Origin of the sequence: Arthrobacter sp. 18067 (assembly GCF_902706295.1) — a bacterium.
Classification (GTDB): Bacteria; Actinomycetota; Actinomycetes; order Actinomycetales; family Micrococcaceae; genus Arthrobacter.
Genome location: NZ_CACSJJ010000002.1, coordinates 104528 through 117579, shown reverse-complemented (window position 1 = coordinate 117579; position 13052 = coordinate 104528). Strand labels below are relative to the sequence as shown.

Below are 13052 nucleotides of genomic sequence, written 5' to 3'. Positions count from 1 at the left end.
AAATGCCCCAACCCGCTGCCGGGAAGGGGCATTCATTGTGAAAACGCGTCGTGTCGCCCTGAGGCCTATTGGCCTTGTTGGGCCCCGGCGATGTTAACCAGCCACCCGATTCCGAACTTGTCGACGCACATCCCAAAGGTGTCGCCCCAGGGTGCCATTTCCAAGGGCACCGTCACGGTTCCGCCGTCGACCAGTTTGTCCCAGTAGCCACGGAGCTCGGCTTCATCCGCGGATTCACCGCTTAACGAGACAGACATATTGTCACCGGGGTTGTACTGCATGCCATTGGGCGTGTCTGCGGCCATCAGCGTCAACCCACCCGGCGTCTCAAGCATGGAGTGCATGACCTTGTTGGCCTCGGCAGGGTCTTCACTGGCCTGATAGTCGCCGAATGTGCTGATGTTCAGTTCGCCACCAAAGACTGATTCGTAAAAGGTGATGGCATCGCGGGCATTGTCCTTGAAAGAAATGTATGGATTGAGGCGGGTTGTCATTGGTCGGTTCTCCTCATGGTTGTGGTGTGTGCGCACGTCACCGTGCGGCCATGCTAGCAGCGCCGCGAGGCGCCTGTCCCCCAAAGTTTTCAGCCGCCGTCGTACGCCTTTTGCAAGGCATTGATGTCCAGTTTCCGCATTTTCAGCATTGCCTCCATTGCCCGCCGTGAGCCTTCAGGATCCGGGCCGTTCAGCAGTCCGGACATGGCTGTGGGGACAATCTGCCACGACAGGCCAAACTTGTCCTTCAGCCAACCGCACATGCTCTCCTCACCCCCGGCAAGGAGGGCGTCCCAATACCGGTCGACTTCTTCCTGGGAGTCGCAGTTGACCACCAGCGAGACTGCCTCGTTGAACGTGAAAGCCGGTCCCCCGTTGAGGCCCATGAACTGCCTGCCCTCAATCTCGAATTCGACGGTAAGAGCATTGCCATCAGGCCCGGGCATGACCTGGCCAATGGATGAGTTCCCGAATGTCGACGTGTAGAACTCCGCCGCCTCGGCCGCCTGGCCGTCGAACCATAAACACGTGGAAACATTTTGCATCAACCACTCCTCAAGGATCGCGGGAAACGCTGGTCCCCCGACCCGAGGCTAGTACCGCCGGTCACCGCGCACAACGCACGACGGCGAATCCATCCGACGTCGGTTGTCCCGCCGGACCACCGGGCTGCTGACTGCGAAGACCACTAGTCCCCCGCGGTGCGGACCCGGCTGACCAGCCCCAGGGTGTTGGCTTCGCTGTCCTCAATGAACGCCATCCACTCTTCTGAATCCCGGGGTCCCAAGGAGTCGTCATTATGGGCAAAAATCATGTGTGGCTCGGCGATGATCCTCACGCCCCGGCTCCGGAGTGCCGCCACAGTTCCGTGAAGGTCGCCCACCTCCAAGTAGATCAGGGCAGAAGGCGCTCCCCTCTCCAGCAAGAGCCGGACACCACCTACATCAAAAAACAGGAGTCCAGGGGGTTCGAACAGGGCCCTTGGTTGGGCGTCCAGCAGCGCAGAGTAGAAGGCGGCCGCGCGCTGCAGATCCTCGGCGTGCTGGGCCACTTGAACAAATCTCAAGGTGTCCTCCAGAGCTGGGTTGGTCCGTCGGCTCCTGCCATCATGGCCGCCACGGCCGGCCACAGGCAAGGGCTGCACCGCAGCCCCGACTTCGCTCGTGTGGCCCATGCCGGATATTGTCAGGAGCATGCTTTCATCATCCAGATCATGGATCCCCGCAGCACTTGCCGACGTCCTGCTGATCCTTGTTTTCGCTGCTATCGGCCGGGACGCGCACGCACGCGGCGACATTGTCTCCGGGGCCTTCTCCACGGCGTGGCCATTCCTCGCCGGAGCAGCCATCGCCTGGATGGTCTCCCGCGCATGGCGGGCCCCGTTTGCGTTGTGGCCGACCGGCGTAGTCATCTGGATCGGCGCGGTGCTTGTTGGAATGCTGCTGAGGGCTGCCACCGGCCAAACGGTGGTGTTGCCCTTCGTCATAGTGGCGCTGATCAGCCTCGCGGTTTTGCTGCTCGGATACCGTGCGTTGGTTGCGTTGTTGGTGCGCGCGGCCCGTAGACGGCAACGCCGTGTTTGATCAGGTCGCGGCACCGGCGAATGCACTACGCTGGAAACAGTCCGCAACGATGCTTTTCCGGAAAGGCCCCACGTGATCACCGCTTTCGTCCTGATCAAGACCGATGCCTCACGCATCCCGGAGACAGCTGAGCAAATCTCTGCCATTCAAGGCATCAGCGAGGTCTATTCCGTCACCGGTGAGTGGGATCTCATTGCGGTAGCAAGGGTCACCAAGCACGACGAACTTGCGGACGTGATCGCTGACCGCCTTTCGAAGGTTGACTCAGTGGTCCACACCACCACCCACATAGCCTTCCGCGCCTACTCCCAACACGATCTCGACGCCGCCTTCGCGCTGGGGTTCGAGTAATAGTTGAAGTTCGGGAAGCGGTAGGACGGTCCGGGTTCAACTCCGGCTGAGTTCGGTCCACTTCGCGAGCACTTCGGCAGCCTTGCCCGAATCAATGGATTCTGCTGCACGGGTGAACGCACTACGCATGCGCGCGGTCAGGCTTCCTTCGGCATGCAGATCGAAAGACACCAGTCCCGCTGCGGCGTTGAGTAGGACGGCGTCCCGTACCGGACCTGTCTTCCCGTCAAGGATGTCCCGGACTACGCCTGCGTTTGCAGCGGCGTCGCCGCCGCGAAGGTCGGCCACCGTTGATGGCCCAATTCCAAGATCCGCCGGAGAGAACACCTGCTCGGTGACCGTTCCGTTCCTGATTTCCCAAACTGTTGATGGCCCGGTGGGCGTGAGTTCATCAAGGCCATCATCACCCCGGAAAACCAGTCCACGACTGCCGCGGCGCGCCAGGACTCCTGCCACCAGCGGTGCCATCCGGGCATTGGCTACGCCGACGGCCGAAGCCTGTACATGCGCAGGATTGGTCATCGGACCAAGGAAATTGAATGCCGTTGGAACGGCGAGTTCCCGGCGCGGGACAGCAGTGTGCCGGAAGGAGGGGTGAAAGACCTGTGCGAAACAGAACGTGATTCCGGCCTCTTCGGCGTTTCGCGCCACCTGTTCAATCGAAAGGTCCAGGCGGACGCCCAAGGCTTCCAGCACGTCGGCGGAGCCGGACGTCGAAGAAGCGGCCCTGTTTCCATGCTTGACTACTTTGGCACCGGCCCCGGCAGCCACGAGCGCTGCCATGGTGGAGATGTTGACGGTGTTCAGCCGGTCTCCCCCGGTCCCCACAATATCCAGCTTCTGCCCGGAGATGTCGATCGCATTGGCGTGCTGGACCATTGCTTCAACAAGGCCGGCCAGCTCTTCGACAGTTTCGCCCTTGGCGCGCAACGCGACCAGGAAGCCGGCGATCTGCGCCGGAGTCGCTTCGCCGGCCATGATGGTGTTCATGGCCCACTCTGTGTTGCCCACTGCAAGGTCGTCGCCGTTGATCAGTGCTGAGATGAGCCCTGGCCAGGTATTGCTGGCTGCAGGTGCCGATGCCGGAGAAGTCACTCCCTGATGCTATCGAGCCAGCCACGCCGATGACCAATGTGAACGCGGCCGGGAACTTTTCCGCGCGATTTCGCGTCTTTGTAGAAAAAGTCTCCCGAATCGGTGGTTTGCATTGGGAAGTCTGGACTTTTACAGACATAATGTCCTTGTGACATCTGCGACCCATGCCCCCAGTACCCCGGCGCACCCGACGCTGAACCGCCCCAACCTGGTTTCTGTTGGAACCGTTGTTTGGCTGTCCAGTGAATTGATGTTCTTCGCCGGCCTCTTTGCCATGTACTTCACCCTGCGCTCCACATCCGGATTGATGTGGGCCGAGGAGACGGCCAAGCTCAACTTCCCGTTTGCGCTCGTCAACACCATCGTCCTTGTGGCAAGTTCGTTTACTTGCCAGATGGGCGTCTTCGCCGCCGAGCGGCTCGAACCACGCCGCACGGGCGGCCCGCTCCAATTCACCCGCTGGGGCATGACTGAATGGTTTGTCCTTACCTTCATCATGGGTGCCTTCTTCGTAGCCGGCCAGACCACGGAATACGCCATGCTCGTCTCGGAGCACGTATCCCTGTCGTCCAACGCCTACGGCTCCGCCTTCTACATGACAACCGGCTTCCACGGCCTGCACGTCATTGGCGGCCTGATCGCGTTCCTGTTCATCATCGGCCGCGCCTTTGCGGCCAAGAAGTTCGGGCACTTTGAAGCTACGTCGGCGATCGTCACCTCGTACTACTGGCACTTCGTTGACGTTGTGTGGATCGGCCTCTTCCTGGTCATCTACGTCCTCAAGTAAGCCCGGCTTTGACTCTTTTTCTACAAGAGGCAGAATTTCAAGAAGCGGCTCGCGGAGCCGACGCAGGATCGAATAAAGGAACCACCACGTGAAGGCACTCTCGCAGAAGCGACGTCACCCACTGGCAGCCATAGCGCTGCTGTTGATGGGCCTCCTCCTCACTGGTGGGCTCTACGCCGTTGCCACAACTGTCAACCAGGCCAAGGCCGATACCACAAGCTTCAGCGCAAGTGACGTAGAAGAAGGCGGCAAGCTTTTTGCCGCCAACTGCGCCACCTGCCACGGCATGGGTGCGTCCGGAACCCAGGACGGCCCCTCGCTGGTCGGCGTGGGCGCAGCTGCAGTTGACTTCCAAGTTGGTACCGGTCGTATGCCCATGCAGATGAGCGGCCCGCAGGCCCAGCAGAAGCCCGCCCAGTTCAATGAGGAGCAGACCAAGCAGCTCGCTGCCTACGTTGCTTCCCTCGGCGCAGGTCCGGCCATCCCCGAGGAACACCTCCTCGACGGCAAGGGAGACGCAGCCAACGGTGGCGAACTCTTCCGCGTCAACTGCGCCATGTGCCACAACGCAGCCGCTGCCGGCGGCGCCCTGACCCGCGGTAAGTTCGCCCCCGCGTTGGCAGGTGTCAGCGCAGAGCACATCTACGAAGCCATGGCGACCGGCCCGCAGAACATGCCTGTCTTCAATGATTCCAACATCACGCCTGAAGACAAGCGCGACATCATCACGTTCCTGAAGACCATCGAAGCCAACGGTTCACCCGGCGGCGCTGACCTGGGTTCACTGGGCCCCGTGTCGGAAGGTCTCTTCGTTTGGGTCGCTGGCTTGGGTGTCATCATCGCTTTCACGATCTGGCTGACGTCCCGTACGTCCTGATCCGGACACGACAAAAACTCCTGCTGCACGGTCAGCAGTTTGAAACTGAAAATAACTCGGCTCCGGCCGGGACAACGAGAGAAGGATGAGGCGAATTATGGGCAACCATAGTGACGGCAGTCCGAACCACTCGGGCACCGTAGCTACGGCTGGTCAGAATGAGGTGGAGAAGTTCCAGGATCCTGGACTCCCTCCGCATCGTTTGCGCCTGGCTGACACGGACCCGGTAGCCGCAAAGCGAGCCGAGCGTCAGGTAGCCATTCTGTTTGGCACCTCCGTCATCGGTACGCTGGTCTTCCTGGTGGCATACTTTGCCATCGACCTTGGCGACGACACCACCATTGCGACCATCCGTACCCAGAACCTTCTTCTGGGACTCGGTACGGCCTTCGCAATGCTTGGAATCGGCACCGGCATCGTGCACTGGGCCAAGGCCCTGATGCCCGACCACGAAGTGTCTGAAGAGCGCCACGCTATCCGTACCGAAGAAGATCGCCAAGCGGCCGTCCGGATCGTCGATGACATCGTCGAAGAGACCGGCATCAAGCGCCGTCCGCTGATCCGCAACACCCTTCTTGGTGCCGTTGCGCTGGCCCCGCTGCCCGCTCTCGCCATCTTCGGCGACCTGGGACCACGTCCCGACGACGCCCTGGCGCACACCATGTGGGCTCCCCAGGACGGAAAGCTGAAGCGCCTGACCCGTGACCCTGATGGCACCCCCATCAAGGCGTCGGACGTCACCATTGGTTCAGCCTTCCACGTCATTCCCGAAGGGCTCAACGAGCTTCACGAGGGCAAGCTGAACGAGAAGGCAAAAGCAGTCGTCCTGCTGATGCGCCTGGATCCCAACTCCTTGAACCCCTCCGAGGGCCGCGAAAGCTGGAGCTACAACGGAATCGTTGCCTACTCCAAGATCTGCACGCACGTCGGATGCCCGGTTGCACTTTATGAGCAGCAGACGCACCACCTTCTGTGCCCCTGCCACCAGTCCACTTTTGACCTGACGCGGGAATGCAAGGTCATCTTCGGACCGGCAAGCCGTCCGCTCCCCCAGCTGCCCATCGCAGTTGACGCAGAGGGCTACCTCGTCGCCACGAGCGACTTCAGAGAACCTGTAGGACCGAGTTACTGGGAGCGTGACGAGCATGAGCGCCTCATCAACAGCTGAAGCCCCCTTCGTTCCGAAGACCAAGGTTGGTAGTTTCACCAACTTCGTGGACGAGCGTGTGGGTGGCTCCGGCATCCTGCGTGAGTTCGGCCGGAAGGTCTTCCCCGACCACTGGTCGTTCATGTTCGGTGAGGTGGCGCTGTACTCCTTCGTCATCCTGCTGATGTCAGGTACCTTCCTGACGTTCTTCTTCGATCCGTCCATGGCGGAAACCCACTACCAGGGTTCGTACACGCCGCTGTACAACGTCGAAATGTCCGTTGCCTACAGCTCATCGCTGAACATCTCGTTCGACGTCCGTGGCGGCCTGTTCATGCGCCAGGTGCACCACTGGGCAGCCCTGCTGTTCGTGGCATCCCTGGGTGTTCACATGCTGCGTGTCTTCTTCACGGGCGCTTTCCGTAAGCCCCGCGAAATGAACTGGGTTGTGGGTGGCGTCCTGCTCATCCTGGCCATGGCAGCCGGATTCACCGGCTACTCTCTCCCCGATGACCTGCTCTCCGGTAACGGCCTGCGCATCATCGACGGCGTGATCAAGTCGATCCCGGTTATCGGCACGTACACCTCGTTCTTCCTGTTCGGTGGAGAATTCCCGGGTACCGCGATTATCGGCCGCTTGTATGTCCTGCACATCCTGCTGGTTCCCGCGCTCATCCTGTTGATGATCGTGATCCACCTCTTCATGGTGGTTGTGCACAAGCACACCCAGTACCCCGGCCCCGGTCGCAATGACGGCAACGTCGTCGGTTACCCCCTCGGCCCGGTCTACGCAGCCAAGGCCGGTGGATTCTTCTTCATCGTCTTCGGCGTCCTGGCACTCATGGCGGCCGCGTTCACGATCAACCCGATCTGGAACTACGGCCCCTATGATCCCTCTCCGGTTTCGGCCGGCACCCAGCCTGACTGGTACATCGGCTTCGTAGATGGCGCCCTGCGCCTCATGCCTGGCGTGATCAACGACTTCCACTTCGAGTGGGTCATCTTCGGACGTACCTTGACGTTGAACGTATTGCTTCCGGCACTTGTACCCGCCGGAATCATCTTCACCGTGCTGTTCATGTACCCGTGGATCGAACGCTGGATCACCAAGGACAACCGCGAACACCACGTTCTCGATCGTCCGCGCAACGCTCCCACCAGGACAGCGATCGGCGTTGCAGGCTTCACCTGGTACTGCGTGATGTGGGCTGCAGCTGGTTCTGACCTTATTGCGACGCACTTCCATGTGTCCCTCAACGATGTGACCTACTGGCTCCGGACTTTGTTCTTCATCGGCCCGGTCATTGCCTTCATCGTGACGAAGCGAATTGCGTTGGCCCTCCAGCGCAAGGACCGCGAGATTGCCTTGCACGGCCGCGAAACCGGCCGCATTGTGCGACTCCCCCACGGTGAGTTCATAGAGGTCCATGCTCCTCTGGACGAGTACAAGCGCTACAAGCTCGTTGGGTTCGAATCACTGGCTCCCCTGCCGGCCGAACCGAACGAACATGGCGTTGTTACCCGGAAGGAAAAGCGCCGCGCGGCTCTTTCCAAGTGGTTCTTCGAAGACCGTGTTGCCCCCGCAACTCCCGCGGAGCTCGAAGCCGCCCACGCACATGGCCACCACGAGGCCATTGCGGCTGGTGAAGACCAGAAGAGCCTGAGCCACTAGCGCTTAGCACTCAACATAAATGTAGGGCCCGGTCCATTCGACCGGGCCCTACTTTTATCTTCTTCGAGGAACCGTCCATTCCATCCCAATGGCCAACACCAGCGCGTTGTGCGGAACTGCTACTGGGTACGGTATCCCGACGAATAGTTTCGAGTAGGCCGAACGCCTGGTCGCTGCAGGGGAACCCAAAGTTTGTAGCGGTCCGCCCGATAGTAAGAGACTGAATAATCCACCATCGCGCGGGCGACGAAGGCGTGTCGTTGAATCTTGAGTAAAGGGGCACCAACGTCCACGTTGAGGAGTCTCGCGGTGGACGGAGAGGCCGCAGTAGCCTCAATCATGTCCTCACCCCACTCCATCACCAAGCCGAACCGTTCACTCAAGACGTTGTACAGCGAGGTCGGCGGTGCCTCGTCCAGCAGTCCTGGAACCCGGTGCGCCGGTATGAAGTTCTCATCGACGCTCATAGGCTCGTTGTCGGCCAGCAGGAGTCGTCTGAAGCGGACCAAGGGCGTTCCCTCCTCCAGCTGCAACTCCCGGGCGAGGAACGCGCTGGCAGCGATCTGTTCAAAACTCAGCACCTTGGCTGCAGGAACCATGCCTCGGCGCTGCATTTCCTCGCTGTAGGACGTTAGCTTGACTTGGAGGTCCAGCTTTGGCTTCCTGACGAATGTGCCAAGCCCGACCACGCGCTCGATCACTTCTTCGCCCACCAAAGCATCAATGGCCTGGCGAACGGTCATTCGCGCGAGCCCGAAGCGTTCCGAAAGATCCCTCTCGGACGGGAGAGCCGATCCTGGCGGGCACGACTTCGCTATGAATGCCCTGAGGATTTCCCGCAGTTGAACATAGATTGGCGTGCCACTGCTGCGGTCGATCTCGCCGGCAATGTTTGCTGCCTCAGGCACGGCAGCTGTCCAGCAAATGAGTCATGTCTCAAGGATAATTCAGTGGCGCCGCAGGTCTAGACCACTGAACTCCGATGTGGAGTAGTCACTGCGCCTGAGGCTACGCTGGTATGGATCATTTTCTGACGGAACAACCGTCATAACAAAGGAGTTGGGTTGCCGGAGCAGAAGGCCTTCGTTGCCGCCGAAATCGGATTGCACGCAAGGGCGGCCGCGGTTTTCGTCCGCGCCGTCACCGAAACCGGTATGCCGGTCACCATTCGAAAGCAAGGTGGTCAGCCGGTCGACGCCCGCTCGCTTCTGGAAGTCATGACCGAAGACTTCGGTCACGGCTGTGAAGTATATCTATCGGTCCAGCCAGACGCACTCAGCGCCGAACAGACGCTCTCTGGCGCCAAGAACGCGCTGGTCGCCCTTTCAGCCGTTCTTGAGGCCGCAGAGGCCCGCTGAGCGGCACTACGCGCTCAGGTCGAACCGGCCTTGTCGATTTTTGGAAGGCACTTAAAGAGAATGGGCCCCACCGAAAGGTGGGGCCCATTCTTCTGTAGCTGAAAGCTAGTGTGCGTGGTCACCGCGGCTGTACTCGAAAACCCAACCGACCAATGCAACCAAGGCGAGACCGCCGGCAACGTACGTCACCCAGAAGCCGATCGCGAGGCCGAGGAATCCGCCGGCACATGCCAGTCCGAGAACCAGGGGCCACCAGCTCCAAGGGCTGAAGTGACCCTGTTCGCCTGCACCTTCATGAACCTCGGCATCGGGACGGTCCTCGGGTCGCATACCGATCCGCTTGCCCGTGAAACCAAGGTAGGCGCCGATCATGCCGGCGAGACCGCCAACCAGGAGGATGCCCAGGACACCAACCCACTCAGACCATTCCGTCAGGAAGCCATATGCAATGGCTACGGGAACGAAGAAGAAGACTCCGGCTCCGAAGAGCCACGATTCAATTTTCATTTGTTGACGTCCCTCTGGTCGGCGTTACCCAAGACAGCTGCTGCGGGCGACGGGGCCTCGGCCGTGTGAACCTGGGCCAACTCCGGGTGGTGAAGGTCCAGAGCCGGGCGCTCGGAGCGGATACGGGGCAATGAGGTGAAGTTGTGGCGCGGCGGCGGGCAGGACGTTGCCCATTCCAGCGAAGCACCAAAGCCCCACGGGTCATCGACTTCAACCTTCTTGTTGCTGCGCCACGTGATGTAGACGTTCCAGAAGAACGGCAGCAGCGATGCACCCAGCACGAAGGAGGAAATAGTCGAGAACTGGTTCATCCACGTGAAGTTATCCTGCGGCATGTAGTCGGCGTAGCGACGCGGCATGCCCTCTACACCCAACCAGTGCTGGATCAGGAACGTGCCGTGGAAGCCGAGGAACAGCAGCCAGAAGTGAATCTTGCCGAGACGTTCGTTGAGCATCTTGCCGGTCCACTTGGGCCACCAGAAGTAGAACCCTGCGAACATCGCGAACACCACGGTGCCGAAGACCACGTAGTGGAAGTGGGCAACCACGAAGTAGGAGTCCGAGACGTGGAAGTCCAGCGGCGGAGAGGCCAGGATGATACCGGTCAGACCACCGAAGAGGAACGTCACCAGGAAGCCGATGCTCCAGAGCATGGGCGTTTCGAAGGTGATGGAGCCCTGCCACAGAGTACCGATCCAGTTGAAGAACTTCACACCCGTTGGAACGGCAATCAGCATGGTCATGAACGCGAAGAACGGCAGCAGCACAGATCCGGTCACATACATGTGGTGTGCCCACACCGTGACGGACAGCGCGGCAATGGCGATGGTCGCATACACAAGACCCTTGTAACCAAAGATCGGCTTGCGGCTGAAGACGGGGAAGATCTCGGAGACGATGCCGAAGAACGGCAACGCGATGATGTACACCTCAGGGTGTCCGAAGAACCAGAACAGGTGCTGCCAGAGAACGGCACCGCCATTCTCGGGATCGAAGATGTGGGCTCCAAAGCGGCGGTCGGCACCGAGTGCGAACAACGCTGCTGCCAGTGGCGGGAAGGCCATCAGGACCAGGATCGCCGTGACAAGGGTGTTCCAGGTGAAGATCGGCATGCGCCACATGGTCATGCCGGGGGCGCGCATACAGATGATGGTGGTGATGAAGTTGACGGCACCAAGGATGGTTCCGAAACCGGAGAGTGCAAGGCCAAAGACCCACAAGTCACCACCGACGCCAGGACTGAATGTCGTATTGGACAACGGGGCGTAGGCGAACCAACCGAAGGACGCAGCACCCTGCGGGGTGATGAAGCCGGAGACGGCGATGGTGGAGCCAAAGAGGAAGAACCAGAAAGCCAGGGCGTTCAAGCGCGGGAAGGCGACGTCGGGGGCGCCAATCTGCAACGGCATGATGACGTTGGCGAAGCCGGCAAAGAGCGGCGTTGCGAACATCAGGAGCATCACGGTGCCGTGCATCGTGAACATCTGGTTGTACTGCTCTTTGGTCTGCAGGATCTGCATGCCGGGCTCGAACAGTTCAGCGCGGATCAACAGCGCCATGACGCCACCGAGGCAGAAGAACACGAAGGACGCGATCAGGTACATGTACCCGATCGTCTTATGGTCGGTGGAGGTGATCCAGTTGACGACGATGCGCCCCTTGGATTTAGGAACTACGGGAGCGTCTAGGACCCCCGCGGCGGATTGAGTGTACGTAGCCACGTCGCTCCCCTTACTTGGTTTCGTTCAGGTTCGGGTTGCGGTCGTATTCCGCACCGAGGAGGCCCGTGTTGCCTTCCTGGCGAAGCTTGTCCATGTGTGCCTGGAACTCAGACTCGGAGACAACCTTGACGCGGAAAAGCATTTCGGAGTGGTATTCACCGCAGAGTTCAGCACACTTACCGTCGAAGGTGCCTTCCTTGGTGGGGGTGAACCTGATGTAGTTCGTCTTGCCGGGGATCATGTCGCGCTTCTGGAGGAACGCGGGGACCCAGAATGAGTGGATGACGTCGCGGGAGTTCAGCTCCAGGTCCACGGACTTGCCAACGGGCAAGTAGAGGGTGGGGAGAAGTTCCTTGTTGACATCGTTGCCGGTCAGGTGCGCCTGGACGCCGGCCTCGTGGAGGTCTTCATTAATGACCTCACCCTTTTTGTAGTTGAAATCCCAGGCCCACTGCTTGCCGCGGACGTCAACAACGACGTCGGCAGGCTGCGATCGGTCATCGATCGCACGCTGGTCCTGATCGGTGAAGTAGAAGAACACCAGCACCATGAACAGCGGGATGGTCAAATAGAAGACCTCGAGCGGCAAGTTGTAGCTGAGCTGCTTGGGGAATCCCGTGGTGCCCTTGCGGCGACGGTAGGCAATGATGCACCAGACCAGAAGGCCCCACGTGATGATACCGACTGCCAAGGCGGCGATCCATGAGTTGACCCAGAGGTCCATGATCCGGTCAGTGTGGTTGGTCGTGCCGCGCTCTGTAGGCAGCCAACCCTTCTCTACCTCTGGTGAACATCCGGTCAAAACCAACGCGCCGGCGAGTGCCAAGCCAGTGATCGATGTGATCTTTATGCGTCGGCTGCCGGTTCGGTTCTGCGAACTCACAGACGGCCCTTCCTCTTGTTGCTGTCTCCCGGCAGGCCGAAGGCTCACCGGGCACACTAAAAGTTTTACTACCCGATGTAGAGCTTACCGCTATCAAGCGGTTTTCGCGCACATGTCAGCGCCGTGGCTCCGAACGGTTTAAAACCAGTCCGAAGGGGCGCCGACATGCGGCGATGGCTCACATCAGTGGAACGAATCGCCGCAGGCGCAAGACCCGCCGGCATTCGGGTTGTCGATGGTGAAGCCCTGCTTCGAAATGGTGTCCTCGAAGTCGATGCTGGCACCGCTGAGGTAAGGAACGCTCATCTTGTCAACTACGACCTCAACGCCGTCGTAGTCACGCACAGCGTCTCCATCGAGCATGCGCTCGTCGAAGTAAAGCTGGTAGATCAGGCCGGAGCAACCGCCAGGCTGGACTGCAACGCGCAGCCGAAGGTCGGTGCGCCCTTCCTGCTCGAGGAGGCTGCGGACCTTGCCTGCGGCTACGTCGGTCAGATTGACCTCGTGCGTGGGCAGTTCGTCGTTGGAGACGACCTGTGCTCCGGTGCTGTTTTCGTTGGTTGCAGTGCTCATTGGC

16 protein-coding genes are annotated in these 13052 nt (G+C 60.2%); 7 read left to right on the top strand and 9 right to left on the bottom strand.

The window, feature by feature from the left end; translation table 11 throughout:
* Positions 1 to 65 precede the first annotated feature (65 nt).
* From GVL04_RS03055 to GVL04_RS03045, 3 genes are all read right to left on the bottom strand, one after another.
* The gene (locus GVL04_RS03055) at positions 66 to 494 is read right to left on the bottom strand and encodes a VOC family protein (RefSeq protein ID WP_159699396.1); all 429 of its coding nucleotides are present in this window, start codon (positions 492 to 494) and stop codon (positions 66 to 68) included.
* A gap of 89 nt (positions 495 to 583) precedes the next feature.
* Positions 584 to 1039, bottom strand: a complete 456-nt coding sequence (locus tag GVL04_RS03050; RefSeq protein WP_159699393.1) for a VOC family protein — start codon at positions 1037 to 1039, stop codon at positions 584 to 586.
* 143 nt (positions 1040 to 1182) lie between these two features.
* Positions 1183 to 1560 carry a VOC family protein gene (locus tag GVL04_RS03045; protein WP_159699940.1) on the bottom strand — a complete coding sequence of 126 codons (378 nt, stop codon included), beginning with the start codon at positions 1558 to 1560 and terminating at the stop codon, positions 1183 to 1185.
* A 127-nt stretch (positions 1561 to 1687) separates the two neighbouring features.
* Here GVL04_RS03045 and GVL04_RS03040 point away from each other — a divergent pair, with 127 nt between their 5' ends.
* Complete coding sequence (locus GVL04_RS03040; protein ID WP_159699390.1) at positions 1688 to 2077, top strand: DUF3054 domain-containing protein; 390 nt, start codon at positions 1688 to 1690, stop codon at positions 2075 to 2077.
* 72 nt (positions 2078 to 2149) lie between these two features.
* Entirely contained in the window at positions 2150 to 2428 is a 279-nt protein-coding gene (locus tag GVL04_RS03035) for an Lrp/AsnC family transcriptional regulator (RefSeq protein WP_144648325.1), read from the top strand.
* Between the two features lie 36 nt (positions 2429 to 2464).
* Here GVL04_RS03035 and trpD read toward each other — a convergent pair whose 3' ends face one another.
* Positions 2465 to 3523 (bottom strand): anthranilate phosphoribosyltransferase, encoded by a 1059-nt coding sequence (gene trpD, locus GVL04_RS03030; RefSeq protein ID WP_159699387.1) that lies wholly within the window; start codon positions 3521 to 3523, stop codon positions 2465 to 2467.
* A gap of 148 nt (positions 3524 to 3671) precedes the next feature.
* On the opposite strand from trpD, the gene GVL04_RS03025 reads away from it, so the two are divergent.
* From GVL04_RS03025 to GVL04_RS03010, 4 genes are all read left to right on the top strand, one after another.
* Positions 3672 to 4310, top strand: coding sequence for a heme-copper oxidase subunit III (locus GVL04_RS03025; protein WP_090821562.1), 639 nt, complete (start codon positions 3672 to 3674; stop codon positions 4308 to 4310).
* Positions 4311 to 4398: 88 nt separating this feature from the next.
* Positions 4399 to 5187: a c-type cytochrome gene (locus GVL04_RS03020; protein WP_090821564.1), complete on the top strand. Its 789-nt coding sequence runs from the start codon at positions 4399 to 4401 to the stop codon at positions 5185 to 5187.
* A 97-nt stretch (positions 5188 to 5284) separates the two neighbouring features.
* Positions 5285 to 6355: a ubiquinol-cytochrome c reductase iron-sulfur subunit gene (locus GVL04_RS03015; protein WP_159699384.1), complete on the top strand. Its 1071-nt coding sequence runs from the start codon at positions 5285 to 5287 to the stop codon at positions 6353 to 6355.
* Positions 6333 to 8006 carry a ubiquinol-cytochrome c reductase cytochrome b subunit gene (locus tag GVL04_RS03010; protein ID WP_159699381.1) on the top strand — a complete coding sequence of 558 codons (1674 nt, stop codon included), beginning with the start codon at positions 6333 to 6335 and terminating at the stop codon, positions 8004 to 8006. Before GVL04_RS03015 ends, GVL04_RS03010 begins: the two co-directional genes overlap by 23 nt.
* Before the next feature lie 119 nt (positions 8007 to 8125).
* Here GVL04_RS03010 and GVL04_RS03005 read toward each other — a convergent pair whose 3' ends face one another.
* Positions 8126 to 8914 (bottom strand): GntR family transcriptional regulator, encoded by a 789-nt coding sequence (locus GVL04_RS03005; protein WP_159699378.1) that lies wholly within the window; start codon positions 8912 to 8914, stop codon positions 8126 to 8128.
* 156 nt (positions 8915 to 9070) lie between these two features.
* On the opposite strand from GVL04_RS03005, the gene GVL04_RS03000 reads away from it, so the two are divergent.
* Positions 9071 to 9364 carry an HPr family phosphocarrier protein gene (locus tag GVL04_RS03000; RefSeq protein WP_159699375.1) on the top strand — a complete coding sequence of 98 codons (294 nt, stop codon included), beginning with the start codon at positions 9071 to 9073 and terminating at the stop codon, positions 9362 to 9364.
* A 105-nt stretch (positions 9365 to 9469) separates the two neighbouring features.
* Here GVL04_RS03000 and GVL04_RS02995 read toward each other — a convergent pair whose 3' ends face one another.
* The 4 genes from GVL04_RS02995 to GVL04_RS02980 all read right to left on the bottom strand — a co-directional run bounded on the left by GVL04_RS02995 (position 9470) and on the right by GVL04_RS02980 (position 13048).
* Positions 9470 to 9871 carry a cytochrome c oxidase subunit 4 gene (locus tag GVL04_RS02995; protein WP_090821571.1) on the bottom strand — a complete coding sequence of 134 codons (402 nt, stop codon included), beginning with the start codon at positions 9869 to 9871 and terminating at the stop codon, positions 9470 to 9472.
* Positions 9868 to 11592, bottom strand: coding sequence for a cytochrome c oxidase subunit I (gene ctaD / locus GVL04_RS02990; protein ID WP_159699372.1), 1725 nt, complete (start codon positions 11590 to 11592; stop codon positions 9868 to 9870). Before ctaD ends, GVL04_RS02995 begins: the two co-directional genes overlap by 4 nt.
* Positions 11593 to 11602: 10 nt before the next feature.
* Positions 11603 to 12475: a cytochrome c oxidase subunit II gene (gene coxB, locus GVL04_RS02985; protein ID WP_159699369.1), complete on the bottom strand. Its 873-nt coding sequence runs from the start codon at positions 12473 to 12475 to the stop codon at positions 11603 to 11605.
* Between the two features lie 183 nt (positions 12476 to 12658).
* Positions 12659 to 13048: an iron-sulfur cluster assembly accessory protein gene (locus GVL04_RS02980; RefSeq protein WP_090821577.1), complete on the bottom strand. Its 390-nt coding sequence runs from the start codon at positions 13046 to 13048 to the stop codon at positions 12659 to 12661.
* Between the last annotated feature and the right edge of the window lie 4 nt (positions 13049 to 13052).